Here is a 20971-nt window from a genome sequence, read left to right on the forward strand (position 1 = left end):
GAGGGGTGTCCGATAGGACGGGGTGAGGTTAATTTAAAGTCAGACGAGTGGAAAAAAACTTAACTATATTAGAAAAAGTAAATACGGACAAAACTTTTTTACCAATGACAAATGATAACCCTAACTAGTAGAGACATGCCATGGCACGTCTCTACATTCGTGCCCACCTAATTTATTATTGAAAGGTTAATGATTGATATTATTCCAGAAAGTAAGAAAGAAATCTTAGCAATTCGCCAATTAATCACAGAAGCTTTTGAGCAAGCTAAGGTAGCTGAACTTGTAGATATTATTCGGAAATCGGAGAATTTTATACCTGAACTATCATTAGTAGCAGTAGAAAAAGAAGAAGTATTAGGACACATTCTTTTTAGTCAGATTATCATTAAAACACCCAATCAAACTATTCCAGCACTAGCACTAGCACCTTTAGCAGTAAAACCATCACACCAGCACCAAGGTATTGGTAGCAGATTGGTGCAAGTGGGTTTGTCAAAATGTCGCGAATTAGATCATGCGATTGTTATTGTTGTTGGCGATCCACGTTATTATCAACGCTTTGGTTTCAAAACAGCAGGGAACTTTGGCTTACAATCATCATTATCTCTTCCTGATGAAGTTTTTATGGCGTTAGAGTTGCAACCTGCTGCTTTGAAAAATATTAGTGGTACTGTGCTATATCCTGCGTATTTTCAAAATCTTTAATTAGTAAAGATAAATCTAAGTTCAAACCTCAAAAAAGAACCTATTTTCTTTACATTTTTAATTTACTAGCCCCAAGTCCTAATCTCTGCTGTTGTGTGGTGGAGCGTATGCAGCAGATAATAGCTAAAACTTAATTTTTACAGACTTGGACGCCAAAAAACACACTGCTTTTGGTGTTCGGAAAGATTTGCTTTTGCTGCTAGTGATAGTAAGTCTTCCCAAGGCAGGGATGACTTGCAATAGAATGGATATGTAGGTTGTCTACTTGTATAGTCAAAAAAGATTGTGAATCTATCTTGATCTATAGGAATTTTCCCCCTGTGAAAAACTTTGGAAGTAGCTGCAAAAACTACTGTACCAGCCGAACCAGTACATGATTTCCAAAAAGATGGGGATAAAACATTTTGCAATCTTTTTTCTTGAATGTAACCATGTTTATATCTTAAAGAATGAGCTACAGTCGAAGTTAAAGATTGTGGAATATATTGAAAAGAACCACTATTTTCATCTACATCATTTAAATACACGATTATCTTGAGAATTTTTCTGTCTTCTACGTCTATATGCCACAGTCTAGATTTTCGCTCAACAGAGTTAGCAAGATCTCTGCGAAAATATGCTCCATGGTAGGCTACAGGTAGACCAATATAATTCTCAACTATATCGAGTAAACGTTTTTCCAGCCCCCATATAAATATTTCTGGATGCTGCATCATTTGTTCAGAATTAGCATGAACAACATATTCATGTTCTTCTGCACACACACTCTTTGCTACTTCTGGTATCAACTTTTGTGCAGCCAAAAACATTTTCCCTGTCTGTGGAATAGATAAAGCTTCTAGTGAAGTTACTACTACTCCTTCACGTCTGATAGATTCAACTAAACTAAAATCAGCTACTGAAAGAACAGGTAAATTTACTGAGTGCTGCTTAACAGCAGCTTCATAAGTCTGCTCAGCTTGATTTTGCAAGAACGAAATTTGATACAAATTCTTTAAAACGTGATTTCGTAGCTTTTTAACAAAAGTACTCATATTTTCAGTTAATTTTTTTGATGAAACAGTGAGTAATGCATAATGTTTTTTTGTGAAGGTTGTCACCAGGCAAAGCATAAGCATTTTTTTTAGTTCAATACCTACTTTATAGGCTGGTGTTTATTTTTTCGTTCTACTTAGTTTTGATGTATTGTAAGTAGTATTAAGTGTACTTGTCTAATCAATCATAATGGTTTTCATGAAAAATTTATCGTTACTTTACAAAAATGAACTAGGTGATTACCGTATCATGTAAAGATGAGTATTAGTATCTGCAAAATTAATATTGTGAACTAAAGTTTTAGAAAGATTTTATACTCATCAATGCATATTTAAGTGTACGGTTAATATCATGCTAACTGCTGTCATAGGTGTTAATTTTTCCAGGAGAAATAGCAATTAAATTCATTAGAAAGAGAAAATTAATACGTATGGATTTGAGTTCAGATTCAGTCTGTAGTTTGGTATATCCTACAGGAAGAGTAGTATAAATTCCTGATTTACCCCTAAAACTTTGTTTTTGGCAGTTATACGGCAAAAAATGCGGCTAACAATCATTGTCATTGTGCTATTGGTACTGACTGCATGTACTACCAGCGTACTTACACCACCTCATGAGTTAGTGGAAAAAGCGATCGCACTTCAGTTGGAGAAAACCCAACAGCAACTCAACCAACAGTTGGATCTTGATTTTCAGGGATTTCAAATTAACCACCTGTCAATTACCCAAGAAAAACCTTTGACTATTGAAAATCTGATTACCTACCAAGTTCGTGGAAGCTACGATTTCACCTTCAAGCTACCGAAACGAAAATTAACACAACTAAACAAACCGTTTGAAGTGTATCTGCAACTGCAAAAAGAGGGTAAGACGTGGCGGTTACTACTTCCAGAACAGAGTCGTAAAGATACTGAAGCCGTTTGGCACAGTTATCTGATTGAGTAGTGTTTCGGTAAAGCATCGGAATAATATATTTTTTAACGCAAAGGAACGCAAAGGTTCACGCAGAGGGACGCAGAGTTGAGATATGTTTTGGAAGAAAAGTTTTTTTATCTTTTGGGGTAGAAGGGGTACGCACAGATAAATTTTAAGTTAACAAAAGGTTATTAATGAGTAATCTGATTTTGAGCAGTACCTGAAAAATTTCATCACACATTCTTTATTTATCGGTTCTTTTACCTTTACGCATAACTTTAATTTTGCCTAATATCAAGTTCGGCTAATTGCTTACGATATTATGCTTAGTTGTTGGGCATTGAGCATTGAGCATTGGGCATGGGAAAATGATTAGTCAGTATCTTTATTACCTATTACCAATTACCCATTACCAATTACCAGCCTACGCAACAGTATAAGTATTCAAGTGAACATGATATAACTACTTGGTGTGATAATTTCTAAAATTTGAAGTTAAACCTAAAGGCTGATGGATTAAGTATGAAACCTGATTAATCTTTTATATGATTGGTGTTTGTTTCAGAGTAAGTTTTCAGATGGCATCTACATTTGATTGGGAACAAATTAATCTACGGAAGTTGTGGAGAGTATCACGGGGTTAATTTTTTTCACCCGTAATTATTCCTCTAGCTGCTGGGATTAAGTGCGATCGCTTTACGGCAATTGTTGGTTAAAGGGTTGCAAATCGATGAAATACCTTGGTATACGTTGGCTTGCTATGCTTTTGATTCTTTTGTCAAGTTAAATTCCACAAATGAATCACAAAGTAAAAATTAAGAAGAAATCTTCAATATTTTTTTGCTAATAGCTAACTTATTGGTTATAAAAATCATGCTGTTGAAAGTTCTCTTTATACTTGTGAAGTAGCAGGAGTGAGTATTTCTGTGGTTAAAATTATTCACAATCAAGTCAAAGGCAGAGCTAGATATAAAGTTAAAGAACTTTACCGCTCAGAATCTCTCAAAAAATATCTTGAGCGATCGCTATCAGAAATGTCAGGAATTAATTACGTATCTGCCAATCCATTGACTAGCAATATTCTGGTTATTTTTGAAAAAGAATATAGTGCTGACAAGGTAGCATTATTAATTGAGCAAAATATTTCCCAATATCAAAAATTAGCTAATAAATCATTAGAAAAATATTCATCGAAAACTAAAAAAGAATTAACAAAAGCAACACAAAAGCCAATTGTTAATGCCCAAGCACAAAGAATAAAGAACTGGCATCTCATGGAAACAGATGCTGTTCTAACTGCATTTAATACTTCAAAACAGTCAGGATTATCTAGTAAGTCTGCTGCTGAAAATTTAAATAAATATGGTCCGAATTTTTTAGCAACAGCAAAAACTCGTTCTGATTTGAGTATTTTGATTGACCAATTCAAGTCTTTGCCAGTTGCTTTGTTGGGGGTTGCTGCGGGTGTTTCTGTTTTCACCGGAGGACTGATTGATGCCTTAGTGATTCTGGGTGTTGTTGGTTTGAATGCTGCGATTGGTTATAGAACAGAAAGTCAGTCAGAAAGAATTATTCACTCTCTCGGCAGTCATCAGGAGACCTCGACTTGGGTAATTAGAAATGGTAAGCAAATCGAAATTCCCATAGAAGATGTTGTTATTGGCGATATTTTAGTTCTGAAAACTGGTGGTTACATAGCAGCAGATGCCCGGTTGCTAGAGGCAGAAAATCTCAGTGTTGATGAGTCGGCTTTGACTGGGGAAAGCATACCTGTAACTAAATCAACATCATCCTTAACAGGTGAAGATATTCCTTTGGCAGATCGTACAAACATGGTCTACAAGGGAACTCTGGTAACTGGTGGTCAAGGCTTGGCTGTGGTAGTAGCAACAGCCAAATTTACGGAGATGGGCAAGATTCAACAATTGGTAGGCGAAGCAACTACAACCGAAACTCCCTTAACCAGACAACTCAATCAAGTAGGTAGCCAACTAGTAGCAATTGGTATGGGAATTTGTGGTCTGGTTTTTGGCATTGGGGTATTGCGGGGATACGGTTTGCTGCAAATGCTGCAATCATCTATATCCCTAGCGGTTGCTGCCGTTCCGGAAGGATTACCCACCATTGCCACTACAACCTTGGCTTTGGGCATCCAAGATATGCGCCAGCGTAATGTCCTCGTCCGCAGTCTCAGCGCTGTAGAAGCTTTGGGTTCGGTGCAAACGATTTGCTTGGATAAAACCGGAACAATTACAGAGAACCGCATGTCTGTCGTCGAAGTGCATACAGACAGCCAACAAATTAATGTGTCTGAGGGAGAATTTATTGCCAACGGCGAGAATATCAACCCCTATGCTTGTGATCAACTATTAAAACTGATTCATGTATCGGTTCTCTGCAATGAAAGTGAAGTGAACCAAGACCAAGACGGCGAGTATAGCATCAAAGGATCAGCAACAGAAAATGCCTTGATTCACATGGCGATCGCTGCTGGGGTAAATGTCACCCAACTCAGACAAAAGTATAAGTTGCTGCAAACTAATCTGCGTTCAGAGAACCGGAATATTATGAGTACGGTTCACACAACTGAGAATCACCATAACTTGGTAGCTGTGAAAGGTAGTCCCGGAGAAGTTGCCCAGATCTGCAAATTTTGGTTCAAAGACGGAGAAATCACAACTTTAACAGAACAAGACAGGCGGGCAATAGAAATAGAAAATGACCGCATGGCAGGAAAAGCACTGAGAGTGCTGGGTATAGCTTATACAATTCTCGATGAAAACAACAACAGGCAAAATCCGGAGCAAGACCTGACATGGCTTGGTCTTGTGGGTATGGCAGATCCAGTTCGCAAAGGTGTCAAAGAGTTAATAGCTCAATTCCACGAGGCTGGTATTGATACGGTGATGATTACCGGGGATCAAAGTCCTACTGCCTATGCGATCGCTAAGGAATTAGAATTAAGCCGAGAATCACAACTAGAAATTCTTGATTCTACCGACCTCAATAATCTTACCCCAGAAGCACTGACAGCACTCGCTGATAAAGTAGATGTCTTTGCCCGCATCAGTCCCAGCAATAAACTGCAAATCGTCCAAGCATTACAAAGCGCCGGACAAGTAGTGGCGATGACAGGCGATGGTATTAATGATGCCCCAGCCTTGAAAGCAGCCCAAGTCGGTGTAGCAATGGGCAAAGGCGGAACAGATGTAGCGCGTGAAGTTGCAGATATCGTCCTGGAAGATGACAGGCTAGAAACAATGATTGTTGCCGTTAGTCAGGGTAGGACAATTTACAACAACATCAGAAAATCGGTGCATTTCCTGCTTGCTACCAACATCAGCGAAATCATTGTCATGACAACCGCCACCGCCGTCGGTATTGGTGAACCACTGAACGCCATACAACTGCTTTGGCTGAATTTAGTCACCGATATTTTCCCTGGTCTTTCTCTCGCCTTGGAAGCACCAGAACCAGATGTTCTGAGTCAGCCTCCCCGCAACCCAGAGGAACCAATCGTTAAGCATTCCGATTTTGGCAGAATCGCTTTTGAGGCTGGAAGCATATCCCTCAGCACTCTAACAGCTTATGGATACGGCATCCGCAAATATGGCATTAGTCCCCAAGCCAGCACCATTGCCTTTATGAGTCTGACATCAGCCCAACTATTACATACAATTAGCTGCCGTTCGGAAAAACACAGCATATTTAATTCAGAAAAAATCCCCAATAATCCTTATTTAAATGCTGCCATTGTCGGTTCTTTTGCGATCCAACTTCTGGCGATTGCTCTTCCACCATTGCGGAGTCTTTTGAAGCTTACGCCTATTAATATTGTGGATGGTCTTGTAATTGGTGCTAGTGCTTTGTTGCCCTTGTTGGTAAATGAAAGTACGAAGAATATGAGCTTAGGTGAAAATCACAACACGCTGCCTTACCTGCACAAACACAGCTTGCCTAAATAAGCTTTTATACTCTTAGTCAGCCTGCGCGGACTTTGTTTTTTTAGCTGCGACTTCTAGTCGCCAGGAACTATGAAAAAAGACTTCATGTTTACATCAGAATCTGTAACAGAGGGACATCCTGATAAACTTTGTGATCAAATTAGCGATGCGATCGTAGACCGTTTTCTTCAGCAAGACCCTTATGCGCGGATCATTACAGAATGTGCTGTATCTACGGGTATTGTGTTTATTGCAGGTAGATTTGAACCTAGTGCCAACGTAGATTTTACTAATGTTGCCAGAAAAGTAATTGATCAGGTAGGCTACGAACATACAGAATTTAATGGCAGAACTTGCAGTATTTTGACTAGTCTTTCGGAATTGCCAGTAGATCAGACTTATTCTTTTCGTGAACAGGAATTATCTGATGAACAGATAGAGCAAATTCCTGTGAAAAATCAAGCTACAGTTTTTGGTTTTGCCTGCAATCAAACTTCTGTTTTAATGCCTTTACCAATTTGGTTAGCTCATAAACTGGCAAAGCAAATTAGTGAAGTCAGACGTGAAAATATACTCTCTTATCTCACTCCCGATGGTAAAACTCAGGTAGGAGTTGAATATCGCAATCGCCGGCCTTATAGAATTCATAGCCTCACAGTTATTGCCAGCCAAAATAAAGCTAAATATCCTGATTTACAACAACTTCGTGAGGATATTTACGAAACAGTAATTAAACCAGTATTTGAAACTGAAGAAATTAAACCAGATGAAAAAACAAGGATATTTATCAATCCTGATGGGCAATTTATTAGAGGTGGCCCTGCTGCTCATTCTGGGTTAACAGGCAGAAAAAATGCCATAGATACTTATGGAGAATATGCACAGCATAGTGGTTCTGCTCTGAGCGGCAAAGATCCAATTAGAATAGATAGAGTCGGGGCTTATGCTGCCCGTTATGCAGCTAAAAATGTTGTAGCAGCAGGTCTTGCTGATGAATGTGAGGTGCAGTTAAGTTATTCAATCGGGATTTCTCGACCAGTTAGCATTCAGGTAGAAACTTTTGGCACAGGCAAAATTCCAGATGAAGAAATTACACAACTGCTAGAAAAACATTTTGATTTTCGTTTAGCAGGAATTGTTAAAGAATTTAATTTGAGATTTTTACCTTCGATGCATAAAGGTGGTTTTTACAGAAAATTAGCTGTTTATGGTCATGTAGGTAGAAATGATTTGGAACTACCTTGGGAAAAAATAGATAAGGTTGGTGTGTTTTAAAAGTTCATAGTCCAGAGTCAATAGTCCATAGTCCATAATCCATAGTAGTAACTATTAACGATTGACTATTGACCATTGACAAACTTAAGCAGGTTGTTGCTCTTTTTGACGATAAATATAATCGCAATATACTGCCCAAGTAGCGCCAAATAAACCTGTTAAAGAACCTGCGATCGCTGCTGCAATACCCCAACCGGCTGGCCCAAACCAGTCTGTAATTTCACACAATATTGCTGTGGTTGCTTTGGAAACAATATAAGCTGTTCCTACTGCTGCTACTGTTACTAAACCTAACTCTGCCAACATGTCTATTAATTGTTTGTTGGATAATTCTTCCTGAAAATAGATTTTCCAGATCGAAGTGTACATGGCAATATCAGAGGTCGTTAAGACAACCTGCTTCGGAACTTCTACGCCAGGAGTCGGCGCAGCTGAAATACCACCACCACCAATGGCGCAAGCAGCGATCGCAATCGCTACATCTAATCTTTTTTTGCCCAAACTACTCACCGCATGATCTCCTGTAAATTTTGTCTAGTTTCTAGAGTAGATAAAAACAAGTTTGAGTCCCCCAGATCCCCGACTTTTCTAAAAAATTGGCAATCTTGAAGAGATTAGAATTTGAATATATCTTGAATATATCAACGACTATCCACCTATTTGCGACATGGTACGAGTATAGGCGCCTGTTGTGCCTGAATCACGTGACTTAAAGTTGATTTCTGGCTTAATGGCTAGTAACTCTCTCACCTTTTGCCGAAGTTCAGTGGTACTAACTCCAGTTCGTAAAGCTGTTTTTAAATCTATTTGCCCAGTTTCATTTAATAAACACGGACGTAACCAACCATCAGCAGAAAGACGCATCCGATTACAACGATCGCAAAAACACTCGGACATCTGACTGATAAAACCCAACGTCCCCTTTGCTCCCGGAATTTGAAATATATCGGCTGGACCGCTACCACGAACTTGTGATTCTGTCAATCCCCAGCGTGCGTGGATGCGTTGCCTGAGTTCGGCAGAAGATATCCAACCGCGATCGCCAAATAATGACAGATTACCAATTGGCATAAACTCGATAAAGCGGACATGCCATTGTTTGTCAATGGTCAATGCTGCTAGATCCAAAATTTCCTGGTCGTTAACATCAGGGATAACCACAACATTTATTTTCAACGGGTCAAATCCGACACTATAAGCCGCTTGAATTCCATTCCACACATCTTGCCAACGAGAACGACCACGATTGCCAATAATTTGGTCAAAAACCTCAGGATCGAGAGAATCCAAGCTAATATTAATCCGCCGTAATCCAGCATGGTAGAGACTTTGCGCCATCGGGGCGAGTAAAAAGCCGTTGGTTGTCATCGAGAGGTCTTGTGTTTCCCGAAAAGAAGCGATCGCCCTCACCAATTCCACCACACGCGGACGTAACAAAGGTTCTCCCCCTGTTAAACGAAACCGGGTAAATCCTACAGGTATAAAAACTTTTTGAATGAGGGTGAGCAATTCCTCATCAGTCAATAAATCTTGCTTGAGGATATAGTCTAGTTCTGTCCCCTCTGGCATACAGTATTGACAGCGGAAATTACAGCGATCAATTAAACTAATCCGGAGGTAATCAACCTGGTTCATGATTTAATAGAGTTATCTGATTGTCTCTATAAATAAAGACACAACTTTGTCAAGATAAAATTTCTAGTTATTTTGTAAATTTTACTGACTTTCTTTTAAGCTAGCTTGAATTTGACTAGTTTGCTAATTGAGCTTTGCTCAATAAAAATACTAATTATGCGAACACCGCATACTTTTGCCTATATTCTTCTAAACAAACGTGTATTTAATCTGGCATGATCGTTCCATTAGTTTCTGATTTTTTATTGAATATGTAGAGACCCGGTTTCCTTATAGGAACCGGGTTTATTGTCCCCCATTTGTGATTTTGCAACTTCAACCAATGTCAGCACCTCTTACTCCTCCAACCACCAAGCCTCGCCGTCCGCATTTTTCCTCTGGCCCGTGTGCCAAACGTCCTGGCTGGTCTGTTTCTGCTCTACAAGATGCTTATGTAGGGCGCTCTCACCGTTCTGAGGGTGGGAAAGCAAAGCTCAAAGAAGTCATAGAGCTATCTAAGAAAATTTTGGGTGTACCCGCAGATTATCGTCTGGGTATCGTCCCTGCTTCCGATACAGGTGCAGTGGAAATGGCTCTGTGGTCAATGCTGGGAAAACTGCCCCTAGATATTTTGGCATGGGAGAGCTTTGGTCAGGAATGGGTAAAAGATGTGGTGGATGAACTCCAGTTACCCGATACTCGCATTCTGAAAGCACCTTACGGAAGTTTACCGGATTTAGAGCAAGTGGATTTTAGCCACGACGTAGTATTTTTGTGGAATGGAACAACTTCCGGTGTTCGTGTCCCAAATGGCGATTGGATTGCTAGCGATCGCACTGGGTTAACCATCTGCGATGCTACATCAGCAGTTTTCGCGATGGATATACCTTGGGATAAGTTAGATGTAGTCACTTATTCTTGGCAAAAAGTCTTGGGTGGAGAAGCGCAGCATGGCGTCATCGTCCTTTCACCCCGCGCTGTGGAACGTTTGGAAACCTACAAGCCACCCCGTCCCTTACCAAAGTTATTTCGCTTGGCGCAAAAAGGCAAATTAATTGAAGGTGTCTTTCAGGGAGATACCATCAACACACCATCAATGTTATGTGTAGAAGATGCACTAGATGGGCTGAAATGGGCAGAAAGCATTGGCGGACTTCCTGGTTTGATTAGCCGCAGCCAAGCTAACCTCGCAGCCATTGCCAAATGGGTAGAGCAAAGTAGCTGGGCAGAATTTTTAGCCCAAAAGCCGGAAACTCGCTCTTGTACATCAATTTGTCTCAAGATTGTTGATCCTTGGTTTACAGACTTAAGTCCAGAAGCACAAGGACAATGTGCAAAAAAAATAGCTAAAATCCTGGAAAAACAAGAAGTAGCTTATGATATCGCTGCCTATCGATCTGCACCTCCTGGAATCAGAATCTGGGGTGGTGCAACAGTCGAAACCACAGATATTGAAGCTTTGCTACCGTGGTTAGATTGGGCGTATGCGAATGTAAAAGCAGAAATGAAAGTAGCAGCATCATAACCCAGAGCTTTACTAGGAAGACCTGGTAGAGCAAACAAGGGGAGACACAGAAATTCTCTGTGTCTCTCTGTAAATAGTACTTTAGAATATTGGACACCTGAAGGGCTGAAAAGTTGGAATTTTCGTAACTGTCAGTAGAAAATCTCTATGCAAGAAATGCGATCGCTACAAACAACCCCTAAAACAATTAATGCGAACTAGCGATCGCACCTCCTGTAATCAAAAAAATATGCGGTGTGATGTACAGCCATAACAAGCAACACTTAGTGTTCGCAGATTGTGTAATAATAAACCGATCGCATACACTATTACGTTCCCAACCGTGCAAGCAACCGATAATTTTGATGACTTAGCCGCAGCCTTACAACAGCCGGCAGATTTGGATTTTGAGATACCTGATCCAGAGGATGAAGCAATTCCGGAGCAGGAATTTCAACAGCAGGTAGATATAGCTTGGCAAGTGTGCGATCGCTTTGATTTGCAAACAGAAATTTGGCGGGGGCGAATTTTAAGAGCAGTTCGAGATCGCGAGAAAAAGGGGGGAGACGGAAGGGGTGCGGGATTTCTCAAATGGCTCAAAGAGCGGGAAATCAGTAAAAGCCAGGCTTATGCTTGGATTCAGCTTGCCAATAGTGCTGATACGCTTTTAGAAGAAGGCAAGCTAGATCCAAGTGCGATTAAGAATTTTAGTAAACGCGCCTTTGTAGAAACCGCCAAATCAGCGCCTGAAGTGCAAATCATGGTGAGTGAAGCAGCACAAAAAGGCGATCGCATCACCAGAAGAGAAGTACGTCAACTCACTGATGAATGGACAGCGATGTCGTCAGAATTGTTACCCGAACCAGTCAAGCAAAAAGCAGCAGAAAATGTTCTTCCTCCCCGTTATATTGCACCTCTGGTCAAGGAAATGGAAAAACTGCCAGAATCGCATCAAAAAAGCTTACAGAAGGAAATCGCTCAAAATCCCGACCTCGATACTCTCAAACAGGTAACTTCAGAAGCGCGGAGTCTGGCAAAATATCTCAAAGCTGCTGCTCAAGTCCAAGCGTTGAACGAACAAGAAGTTGACATCGAAACCGCACTCATAGAAGCACAAAGAGTCGGTTGTTTAAGCATTGCTGCTGACTTAGTAAATCAAGCGTCCCAGTTAGAACAAACCATCGGTAAATTGTACATGACTTGGAAACGCATCGGTAATTTAGCAGACAGATTATACGTAGATACTGGTGCAAGTACACCAGAGTTGCGATCACTCTTGGATTGCTTAGAACCCCTTGGTAGTGAAGTGATGGAATTAAAACTTGGTGGTGCAGGGGAACGTACTATTCGCCTGCAAATTCAGGAAACAAGTTAGTTGGTTGTTGATTGTTGGTTGTTAGTTGTTAGTGGTTAATGGTTATTCCCATACTCCACCCTTACGGGAAGCCTATGAGTGCGTCTACACACTCTCCCCATCGCCCCATCTTCCCATCTTCCTCAAAGCGCGTGTTGCTTCAATTCACTCAAAGAAACATATTCTAAAGCTGACGCATGGGTTGCTGACAAAACTACGGGTGGTGCAACTCCAGCGTCTAGGGCTTCTTTCCAGCGAGAAGCACACAAACACCAGCGATCGCCTGGTTTTAAACCCGGAAAATCAAACGCAGGAACGGGTGTACTTAAATCATTTCCTCTGGACTTAGTGAATGCCAAGAATTCTTCAGTCACTTGGGCGCAAACTACATGGACGCCCACATCACCTGCACCTGTGCTGCATAGTCCATCACGATAAAAGCCTGTCATTGGTGAGGTACAACAAACTTCTAAAGGTTCTCCAAGAACGTTTTTAGCCTGGGTCATGGCAATAATTTATTAATCACTTCCTTTAAGATAGTATCTTCTCAACAGGGAAGTCATCTCTTTACTCTACCCCGATCAAGGTATAAGTGTTGAAAATTTTTTCTTAGTGTCTTTGTGTCTTTGTGGTGAAAAATTAATTTTTGAAACACCAAGACACTAAGACACAAAGAGGAAAATAGTCTTAGGGCTACTTTTGAATGTTAGAGAGCGTTCGTAATTTAACGTGGTTGGATAAGTATATTATTAGACTAAACAATCAACTTGCCCGCAAGTAAATTGCGCTCTTATAGCCGAAGTCTACTTAAAGTATACTGAATGAATAAGCCTTTCAACCTACTCTATCTCACGTTAATTTAAACAATTAATTTCGCGTAACAAATCTCCTAGTAGTCCGCGATCGCGAATTACGACTAAATCAGGATCATTCTTTAATGATTCCTGAAAATTTGGATTGATGAGTAGGGTTGACTCTAGGTATTCCATCGCCAGGGAAATATCCCCAATTCTGGCTGCACAACAGGCGCAATTATACCAGGCATACTCATCATTGGGTTTGATTTCGATGGCTTTTTGATAGTTCTTCAAGGCTGCCGCAAAGTCTTCTGTGTATCTGAAAGTATCTGCTAACTTGTAATAAGACCAAAAATCTTGTGGATGAATGGCTTGGGCTTGTTCATAACTGTTAATGGCATTTTCGTAGCGTTTTAAATGCCTACAAGCATCTCCACGACGTAACCACGCCCAGTAATCATTTGGACGGATTGATAGAGCCTGATCATAGTCAGAAATTGCGTCTTCATAGCGTTTTAAGTGCCTTTTGGCATCTCCACGCCGAAAATAAGCCCAGTAGTCATTTGGGCGAATTGCTAAAGCTTGATTGAGAGTTGCGATCGCATCTTCAAATTGATCTAAATCTTCTATTAATATGCAAGCTTGATTGTAATAAGCCCAGTAATCATTTGGGCGTAGTGCGGATGCCTCTTTAAAACTAGCTACTGCGGTTTCATACTCACCTAATTCTCGTAAAGCACAACCTTTGTTATACCAGATCCAGTATGCATTCGGGCTATTGATTAAAGCTCTGTCATAACATGCAACTGCTTCTGCATAACACTCTTGATCATCAAATCGTTTACCCTGTCGATACCAATATCTGCTGTCTTCTGTAATCAGCAGTGGAATATCTGCTTTAGCCCCTGCTACTTGACTCATAATTTTTGCCCCAACCAAACAGTTACTACTGCTACAGACACACACTCTCTTTTATATTAAGGCGTTAGGGCATAATTGGGTAGCGGGAGTGTGGGGGAGTGTGAGACACGGGAGAAATGCTTCCTAGTCCTCCTAGTCGTCCCCCTTGTCCCTGATCCCCGTTGTCCCTTATCCCCAGAGGGAACCCCACCTTCCCCTATCCCCGATTTCCGATCACCAACTCATTCAACTTGGCGTGTAAATCACTCCAATGCACGCCTGCTAAACTGGGTAGGACAATGTGAGCAGCACCAACTCGTGAAGCGGGACCGAGTCCGATTGCCCACATCCCACCAGCTAAAGCTGCCTCAATGCCTGCTTCTGCGTCTTCCACAACTACAGACTGGGCTGGTTCAAGTCCTAATTGTTTGGCAGCATACAAAAATAGGTCAGGGGCTGGTTTGGGGCGTTGTACACTATAACCATCAGCGATCGCATCTATGCGGTTGGCAATACCCAGTTTTTCGATCACAGTTCGAGCATTTTTACTGGCTGAGCCGAGGGCAATTTTAATTCCTGCTTGTTTTAATTCATCAAGTAAAGTGACTACACCAGGTAACAAATCTTGTGGTGAGATGTTCTGGATAGATTCTACATAATAACGATTCTTCCGATCCATCATCTCTTGCAATTGTGCTTCTGAGTACTTTCTATCTCCGACTATATACAGAAGTGACTCCCGACGAGATACACCACGTAAAGCTTCGTTAGCGTCACGGCTGAAGGGTAATCCTTCTTCATCTGCCAGTTTTTGCCAAGCAAGATAATGATATTCAGCTGTATCTGTTAATACGCCATCTAGATCAAAGATAAAACCTCGGATATCTGGTGACATGGTTGTTGGTGGTTGTTTGTTGGTTGTTATCCATTTTCCTTGTCCCCTTATCTCCTTGTCCCCAGTTCGCAAGTCAAACTCATGCCATTTACCACGCCACATTAACTTGAACTTCAGGCGTGTCCATCCAGGAGGTAGGTGGGGATGGGCTATGGGTTCACTGTTTCCCATTTGAATACCACCAAAACCTAAAACTACTGCTTGCCAAATGCCACCAGCACTAGCCCCATGAATACCTTCATGGGCATTACCTCGGACATCTTCTAAATCGACTAATGCTGCTTGCATAAATCTTTCGTAGGCTTCTGCTGTTTTGCCCAAGTCTGAGGCCAGGATGGCATGAATTGCCGGGCCGAGGGAGGAACCATAACTGATATCAGTACGGGGTGCGTAATAATCCCAGTTGGCTTGCAAAGTGTGGGGGTTGTAGGGAGATTCCTGTGATTGTCGCATCAGGTACAACAACATTAACACATCGGGTTGCTTGAGTACCTGCCGTTTGTTGCCTTCCTCGATACCTAAGATCGCTTGGATGGATTTGGTGCGTGGTTCGTAGTCTTCTAGATTAATATCTTGCAACTGGAAAAATCCCTCAAATTGCTCAATTAGCCCATTTGACTCGTCGTAGGGAATCCAGATGTTGGTAATAATATCACTCCAACGCGATCGCCTGCCGGCACTTAGTTGCAGTTTATCTTTTAGTTCTGTGGCTTTGCCGGGGAAATTTTTGTCTAGCCAGTCATATATATAAAGTGCTTTTTCTAGATGCCATTGCACTAGTCGGTTGGTAAAGGCGTTGTTGTGGACGAATTCATGATATTCGTCAGCACCAATCACATCCCGAATTTCGTACCGTTCGTGTTTGGTGTTGTACTCTACCCGACTACCCCAGAATACTGCTGTATCGAGAATGATCTCAGCGCCGTAGTCTCGCATCCACTCGTCGTCGTTGGTAGCCTGCCAGTAGTACCATATGGCATAAGCCACATCGGCGCTAATATGAATTTCGCGATCGCGACACCAAATCCGAATATCCTCTCCGTAAGGATCGTTAGGGGGTAACCATCGAGGTGTTACTTCATCACCACTATCAGCACTTTCCCAAGCATACATTGCTCCTTTATACCCGTAATGTACTGCCTTCCGCCGCGCTCCCGGCAAGGTGTGATAGCGATAAGTTAATAAATTACGTGCTAGTTCTGGTTGGGTGTAGATAAAGAAAGGAAGTATAAAAATTTCTGTGTCCCAGAAAATATGACCGCGATAACCAAACCCCGAAAGTGTTTTAGCTGGGATACTGACTTTATCATTATTGCGTGGGGCAGCGATCAGTAACTGAAAGAGGTTGTAACGTACAGCTAACTGGGCTGTAATATCTCCCTCAATCACTATGTCACTTTTTTGCCAAGCTTCTTCCCAAGCTTGGGTATGGGCTGTTAATAAGAATGAGTATTCAGGCAATTGAGCGAGTTTTTCACAAGCAGCTGTGACTGGGTTTTCCCGGTGTTGAGAGGTAAAAACTGTCACAAATTTATCTACTGTCACAGTTTGTCCAGGGGACGCGAGGAAGGATGCACTGAGTGTAGGATAACCAGGTGGACTTGTGACTTGCAGCGAAGCATCTACCCCAAGGATTTTGATTCCAGTAGCGATCCCTAGCTGGATACGGGAAGAACGGGTGCGCAGGTTTAACCATATTCCTGCTTCTGTCTTTCCTTGATCTAACCATTCCCAGTGGTTAAAACCCTGATTTTCTGGGTAGCCGTTAATACTAGCTTGTACCTCGATCGCACCTGCAAAATCAACTGGGGTGAGTTGACAACGCAAGACAAGAACGTGTTCATCTGCGAGGCTGGCAAATCTTTCAAAATGGATGTCTATTGTCTTGCCATTGGGACTGCGCCAACGTACGCTACGGTTGAGAATTCCCCGACGCAAGTCTAAGATTCGTTCATAACTTAATATCTCGCCTTTTTCCAGACGGAAGCGATCGCCATCAATGGTGATTGTAAATGGCAACCAGTCAGGACAGTTGGCTAGTTCGGTATAGACAATCGGAACTTCATCGTAAACACCGTGGATAAAGGTAGCTGGTAAGGCATAAGAATAGCCTTCTTCAAAGCTACCCCGTGTTCCCAAATAACCATTACCGATGGTAAAAACTGTTTCTCGGTAGCGAAACTGTTCGGGTTCAAGCTGGGTTTCCCTGACAGTCCAATCTGTATAGGTGAGGTGCTGGTAACGTCCTGTTGTATCCATCGTCGCTGCTGTTACTTAGGAGACTGAGGGGTGGGCAGAACAAAAACTGTTGGTAGTTGGTAGTTGTTAGTTTTTGGTTGCAAACAACTAACAACCAGCAACAAATAACTATTTATCGTTGCATATGTTCTTCCAGGATTTTTTCGGCTCTGGGTTTAAAGACCAGATGATATAAAGTATCCACGTAGCGTAGTAATGCTTCACGGTTTTCTTTATTCAAAAAGTCCCAGAATCTATAAATTTTAGCGAGTAATAACAATTGTTTGGTATGCATTTGCCAATTATATTTGTTACGGACTCGCTGGATGACCCGTTCTGAAATTTCGTGCCAGTGTTCGGGGTGAGTATTGCACTGGTCAAGAAATTGCAGAATTTTTTGAGCTGTACCTTCTAAGTCTGTGGGGTTGATATGAAATTTACACTCTCCATCATCAATTAATTCTGCTGCACCACCAAATTCAGTAGCAAAGGTGGGTAAACCAGAACTCATTGCTTCCAGGATCGGTCTGCCAAAGGCTTCAAAGCGGGCAAAATGGACAAAAATACCCTGACGCTCTGCTATTACTCGGTAAATTTCCCCAAGTTCAGGTTTAGGAAGGCGCATTCCCACCCAGCGAATTTGGCTCTGGAGATTGTACTGATTAATTAAGTTGTGGATTCTTTCCAGTTCTGTTGCTTCTTCTGAATTAGTAGCTTCAGATAAATGCAATTTATTGGTAACAATAATCAAGTTACATTGCTTCTGCAAAGCCTGACTTTTACCAAAGCATTCTACCAAACCAGAAAGATTCTTCACTGGGGTGATATGAGCGATCGCACAGATTGGCCGTTTGTTAGGGTCATCTAAATGACCAAATACTTGTGGATCTGAACTACTAAAAAGTAGCTCGTTAACCTTTTTACGTAGACTTTCATCACGTTTTTCTATTTGGTTGTAGGGGAAAAAGATATTTTCATCTACTCCCGGTGGCACCAAATTGAACTTGGAACTAAATAAATTAATGCCATCAACTACGTGATATAGCTGAGGCATGGAAAATGTTTTATACGATTCGTATTGCCCAAGAGTGTCTGGTGTGCCAACAATTTCTTGATAAGACGAGGTAATAATAAAGTCTGCCGCATTCATGCTGATCAGATCAGCAGTAAATTGAGCTGAAAAGTGATACTGTTGTTCTAGTTCTTGCCAGTAGAGGTTACTAAATAAATGTTTGGGTTTTTCTAAGGAATGGGCGATATTGCATTGCGTTACCTTTAAGCTACGTGCCAGCAAAAAGGCAACTAAATTACCATCACTGTAGTTACCAATTATTAAATCAGGACGGTCCCCTAATTGAGCTAGGAGTTCTTTTTCAGCATCAACAGCAAATGTTTCTAGATATGGCCAAATCTCATATTTAGAAATCCAGTTTTGCGTGACTTTGGGATTAAATTCTCGGAAAGGAACACGCAATATCCAGGCGTTTTCGGTTCCCTCTACTTTTTCCAAGCGGAGGTTACACTGGGTTCCTTCACAGTTGGGGATGAGACGAGTGAGAATAATTACTTGCGGTTGAATATCTAGTGAATCGAGTCCTGCTAATTTAATTTCTTCACGAATTTGATGTTCTAAACTCCGGGCTTGTTCCAGGACGTAGACGACTTGACCCAGAGTTTCCGGTCTACCTACAGAATCATCTTGACCGATCCAGCCGTGGATGGAAACGAGAACAACGCGAAAAACTGCGGGAATACGAGCTACAAAGGCTTCAAGGATTGCTGGTTCTGGAGTCTCAATCAGCCGATCAAATAGTTCCAGAGTTTCACGCACTCGGGAGGCGGTGTTACCCCAACCTGGTTCTAAGCCAAGGGCTTGTAGTTGTTCGTGAAACTTTTCGTAGGGTTCTTCCGGTGGTCTTTCACCGATGATTTTGATGGCTTGTTTAATTTCTTTGTATAGTTGTATGCCTGATTTGATGCGATCGCCAATCAGTAACTGTTTATGATCATATTCTAATCGGTGTAATGTATCGTATAATACATCTAACCAATACTCGCGATCACTTAACACTTGACTGCACAGATAACGATTGAGGAAGGCTAGACCTTGACCAATGTTTCTGGGGTCATCTATTGATGGAATACCTCTATCAAAAGCATGAAAGTTGATTTCGAGAATTGGAGATTGGTAGCGATTGACAAAGCGATCACACACATCAAGCAGTGCTTGTGCTGTTTGCAGTTCAAAGTTACTCGTGTCTGCTGATAACAAACGCCAAACTTCTTGACTACCTATCCTGGGTCGCACCAGCAACCAAATATCATCTCCTTCCAAGATTATTTCATGAGTATAGTGAATAAGTGTTCCTAAGGAAGAAGAATGAAAAAAGTAGGCAGGCTTTTGGAATTGGTGACAGTAGTCAGCAAAAGCGTGCAGAATTTCATTTCTCAGGAAATAACGTTTACCCGAGGCGCTTAACTTGGAGATTAATTGACGCAGAATCGTTTTTTCGTCACTACTTAAAACAGTTTGAATCAGTTCATACATGGCAAATACCTGCACTCGAGCTTGCCTACGACCTCATTGATTTCTCCTCGACAAATTTCAAGGGGCAGGCTTGAAAAGCTTTATCTACTTTCTAAGGTTAGCGCATTATTTGTCTATATTCCTGTAAATAGCTAAAAATGGAGTCCACTAGCGGTATGTCTGAAGAACCCAATTAATCTAGATACAATTGAGTAAATAAAAAACGCGTATGAATCGAGAAAAGTATTCTATTTGAAGTTTTGATTGACAGGACTTCTTATTTTTTCTTTTTAATTTTTATTAATTTGACTCATTCATACTTTATTTTTAAGTTTTAATTTTTACCACTTGCGGACTAGATTGTGTGATATTAAATTTTTTTAAAAACAATCAATACTTAATAAAATAAGTATGTAGAAATACAGTTTTATATTGATGTCATATTAGAATTGAGCTAAAAATCATCACACAGGCACTATCTAATACAAATATATATGTAGAGTTTGGATAAACATAATGAATAAAAGAATTCTTGCTGTTTTGGTAATTGCGGTAGCTGTGGCTGGCTTGTCTACCAAGGTTCAAGCTCAATCATCGAGTTCTCATCAACAGGGGTATACCTTATCTGGTGATTCGCTGACTGGAATCACTGATCGAACAGCTGAGAATGACTTTGCAATATTTTTTGACCAACAACAAAATTTAGCTGGTCAAATTAACAACAATACGAATACTGGGCAGGCTGTTCAACAAATCAACAATCCCGTGCAGTTACAGAGAATTCTCAAACCGCGATCGCAGACAAGTGGTTCAGAGCTAATCTTACAACCTGCCCAGTCTAATACTAACGGTAATGACGGATTGCAGTTACAGGTGGATGTGCGGGAGTAAATGAATTGTTGCGAAAACAGAATGAATTATTCAGGTTGATTTTCTCTTACCCATCACTAGCAATCGTAAATTTACAATCTTACGTGTTTAAATTTTTTATTGTCAGAAAATTAATCCATTCTTATCAAGATTTTAAAAGCAAATTAACAAAAGGTTAAGGTGATAAAAATGACAGTAATTATTGGCTTTTCCATTTTGTGCTTTCTTTGGATTATTGGCTTGACACTTTTAGCAGAGTTTTTCTTCTACGAAGAAGAACAACAGTTCTAGTAGTGTTCAATGTTAGTGTTCGCTCTAAGTAGTGTCACAAGAGGTATTTTTAACACGGATGTACTGATTTAGTATCTGTTTATCCCTATAACCGTGCTACCTGTGTC

The 20971-nt window shown here is 40.9% G+C and carries 14 protein-coding genes; 7 read left to right on the top strand and 7 right to left on the bottom strand.

Going from position 1 to position 20971, the window contains the following annotated elements; all coding sequences use genetic code 11:
• Positions 1–189 precede the first annotated feature (189 nt).
• On the top strand, positions 190–705 hold the full coding sequence (locus UYK_RS0102620) for a GNAT family N-acetyltransferase (protein ID WP_016870856.1): 516 nt from the start codon (positions 190–192) through the stop codon (positions 703–705).
• 137 nt (positions 706–842) lie between these two features.
• On the opposite strand, the gene UYK_RS0102625 is transcribed toward UYK_RS0102620, so the two are convergent.
• A complete protein-coding gene (locus tag UYK_RS0102625; protein WP_016870857.1) occupies positions 843–1739 on the bottom strand; it encodes a phytanoyl-CoA dioxygenase family protein in 897 nt (298 codons plus the stop codon).
• 541 nt (positions 1740–2280) lie between these two features.
• On the opposite strand from UYK_RS0102625, the gene UYK_RS0102630 reads away from it, so the two are divergent.
• The 3 genes from UYK_RS0102630 (at position 2281) to metK (ending at position 7874) form a co-directional block, all read left to right on the top strand.
• Positions 2281–2685, top strand: a complete 405-nt coding sequence (locus tag UYK_RS0102630; protein ID WP_009455660.1) for a hypothetical protein — start codon at positions 2281–2283, stop codon at positions 2683–2685.
• An 896-nt stretch (positions 2686–3581) separates the two neighbouring features.
• Positions 3582–6620: a cation-translocating P-type ATPase gene (locus tag UYK_RS0102635; protein WP_009455663.1), complete on the top strand. Its 3039-nt coding sequence runs from the start codon at positions 3582–3584 to the stop codon at positions 6618–6620.
• Positions 6621–6689: 69 nt separating this feature from the next.
• Positions 6690–7874, top strand: coding sequence for a methionine adenosyltransferase (gene metK, locus UYK_RS0102640; RefSeq protein ID WP_009455664.1), 1185 nt, complete (start codon positions 6690–6692; stop codon positions 7872–7874).
• 84 nt (positions 7875–7958) lie between these two features.
• Here metK and UYK_RS0102645 read toward each other — a convergent pair whose 3' ends face one another.
• Both UYK_RS0102645 and moaA read right to left on the bottom strand, forming a co-directional pair.
• Entirely contained in the window at positions 7959–8384 is a 426-nt protein-coding gene (locus tag UYK_RS0102645; protein WP_009455666.1) for a hypothetical protein, read from the bottom strand.
• 138 nt (positions 8385–8522) lie between these two features.
• Entirely contained in the window at positions 8523–9509 is a 987-nt protein-coding gene (moaA, locus tag UYK_RS0102650; protein WP_016870858.1) for a GTP 3',8-cyclase MoaA, read from the bottom strand.
• Between the two features lie 322 nt (positions 9510–9831).
• Between moaA and UYK_RS0102655 the strand changes: the two genes are divergently transcribed.
• Positions 9832–11013, top strand: coding sequence for a phosphoserine transaminase (locus UYK_RS0102655; RefSeq protein WP_009455669.1), 1182 nt, complete (start codon positions 9832–9834; stop codon positions 11011–11013).
• 322 nt (positions 11014–11335) lie between these two features.
• On the top strand, positions 11336–12367 hold the full coding sequence (locus UYK_RS0102660; RefSeq protein WP_009455670.1) for a hypothetical protein: 1032 nt from the start codon (positions 11336–11338) through the stop codon (positions 12365–12367).
• A 122-nt stretch (positions 12368–12489) separates the two neighbouring features.
• Here UYK_RS0102660 and UYK_RS0102665 read toward each other — a convergent pair whose 3' ends face one another.
• The 4 genes from UYK_RS0102665 to UYK_RS0102680 form a co-directional block, all read right to left on the bottom strand.
• The gene (locus tag UYK_RS0102665; protein ID WP_009455671.1) at positions 12490–12852 is read right to left on the bottom strand and encodes a DUF2237 family protein; all 363 of its coding nucleotides are present in this window, start codon (positions 12850–12852) and stop codon (positions 12490–12492) included.
• A 348-nt stretch (positions 12853–13200) separates the two neighbouring features.
• Positions 13201–14064, bottom strand: coding sequence for a tetratricopeptide repeat protein (locus tag UYK_RS0102670; protein WP_009455672.1), 864 nt, complete (start codon positions 14062–14064; stop codon positions 13201–13203).
• Between the two features lie 196 nt (positions 14065–14260).
• Complete coding sequence (pgmB, locus tag UYK_RS0102675; protein ID WP_009455673.1) at positions 14261–17197, bottom strand: beta-phosphoglucomutase; 2937 nt, start codon at positions 17195–17197, stop codon at positions 14261–14263.
• Between the two features lie 112 nt (positions 17198–17309).
• Positions 17310–19724 carry a sucrose synthase gene (locus UYK_RS0102680; protein ID WP_009455674.1) on the bottom strand — a complete coding sequence of 805 codons (2415 nt, stop codon included), beginning with the start codon at positions 19722–19724 and terminating at the stop codon, positions 17310–17312.
• Positions 19725–20219: 495 nt separating this feature from the next.
• On the opposite strand from UYK_RS0102680, the gene UYK_RS0102685 reads away from it, so the two are divergent.
• On the top strand, positions 20220–20594 hold the full coding sequence (locus UYK_RS0102685) for a hypothetical protein (RefSeq protein WP_009455675.1): 375 nt from the start codon (positions 20220–20222) through the stop codon (positions 20592–20594).
• Positions 20595–20971 lie beyond the last annotated feature (377 nt).

The organism is Fischerella thermalis PCC 7521 (genome assembly GCF_000317225.1).
Lineage (GTDB): Bacteria > Cyanobacteriota > Cyanobacteriia > Cyanobacteriales > Nostocaceae > Fischerella > Fischerella thermalis.

Bases quoted from the DNA above. Each gene is read 5' to 3' on its own strand.
- UYK_RS0102620 (WP_016870856.1), top strand. From the start codon at position 190: ATGATTGATATTATTCCAGAAAGTAAGAAAGAAATCTTAGCAATTCGC.
- UYK_RS0102625 (WP_016870857.1), bottom strand. From the start codon at position 1,739: ATGAGTACTTTTGTTAAAAAGCTACGAAATCACGTTTTAAAGAATTTG.
- UYK_RS0102630 (WP_009455660.1), top strand. From the start codon at position 2,281: ATGCGGCTAACAATCATTGTCATTGTGCTATTGGTACTGACTGCATGT.
- metK (WP_009455664.1), top strand. From the start codon at position 6,690: ATGAAAAAAGACTTCATGTTTACATCAGAATCTGTAACAGAGGGACAT.
- moaA (WP_016870858.1), bottom strand. From the start codon at position 9,509: ATGAACCAGGTTGATTACCTCCGGATTAGTTTAATTGATCGCTGTAAT.
- UYK_RS0102655 (WP_009455669.1), top strand. From the start codon at position 9,832: ATGTCAGCACCTCTTACTCCTCCAACCACCAAGCCTCGCCGTCCGCAT.
- UYK_RS0102665 (WP_009455671.1), bottom strand. From the start codon at position 12,852: ATGACCCAGGCTAAAAACGTTCTTGGAGAACCTTTAGAAGTTTGTTGT.
- UYK_RS0102670 (WP_009455672.1), bottom strand. From the start codon at position 14,064: ATGAGTCAAGTAGCAGGGGCTAAAGCAGATATTCCACTGCTGATTACA.
- pgmB (WP_009455673.1), bottom strand. From the start codon at position 17,197: ATGGATACAACAGGACGTTACCAGCACCTCACCTATACAGATTGGACT.
- UYK_RS0102680 (WP_009455674.1), bottom strand. From the start codon at position 19,724: ATGTATGAACTGATTCAAACTGTTTTAAGTAGTGACGAAAAAACGATT.
- UYK_RS0102685 (WP_009455675.1), top strand. From the start codon at position 20,220: ATGAATAAAAGAATTCTTGCTGTTTTGGTAATTGCGGTAGCTGTGGCT.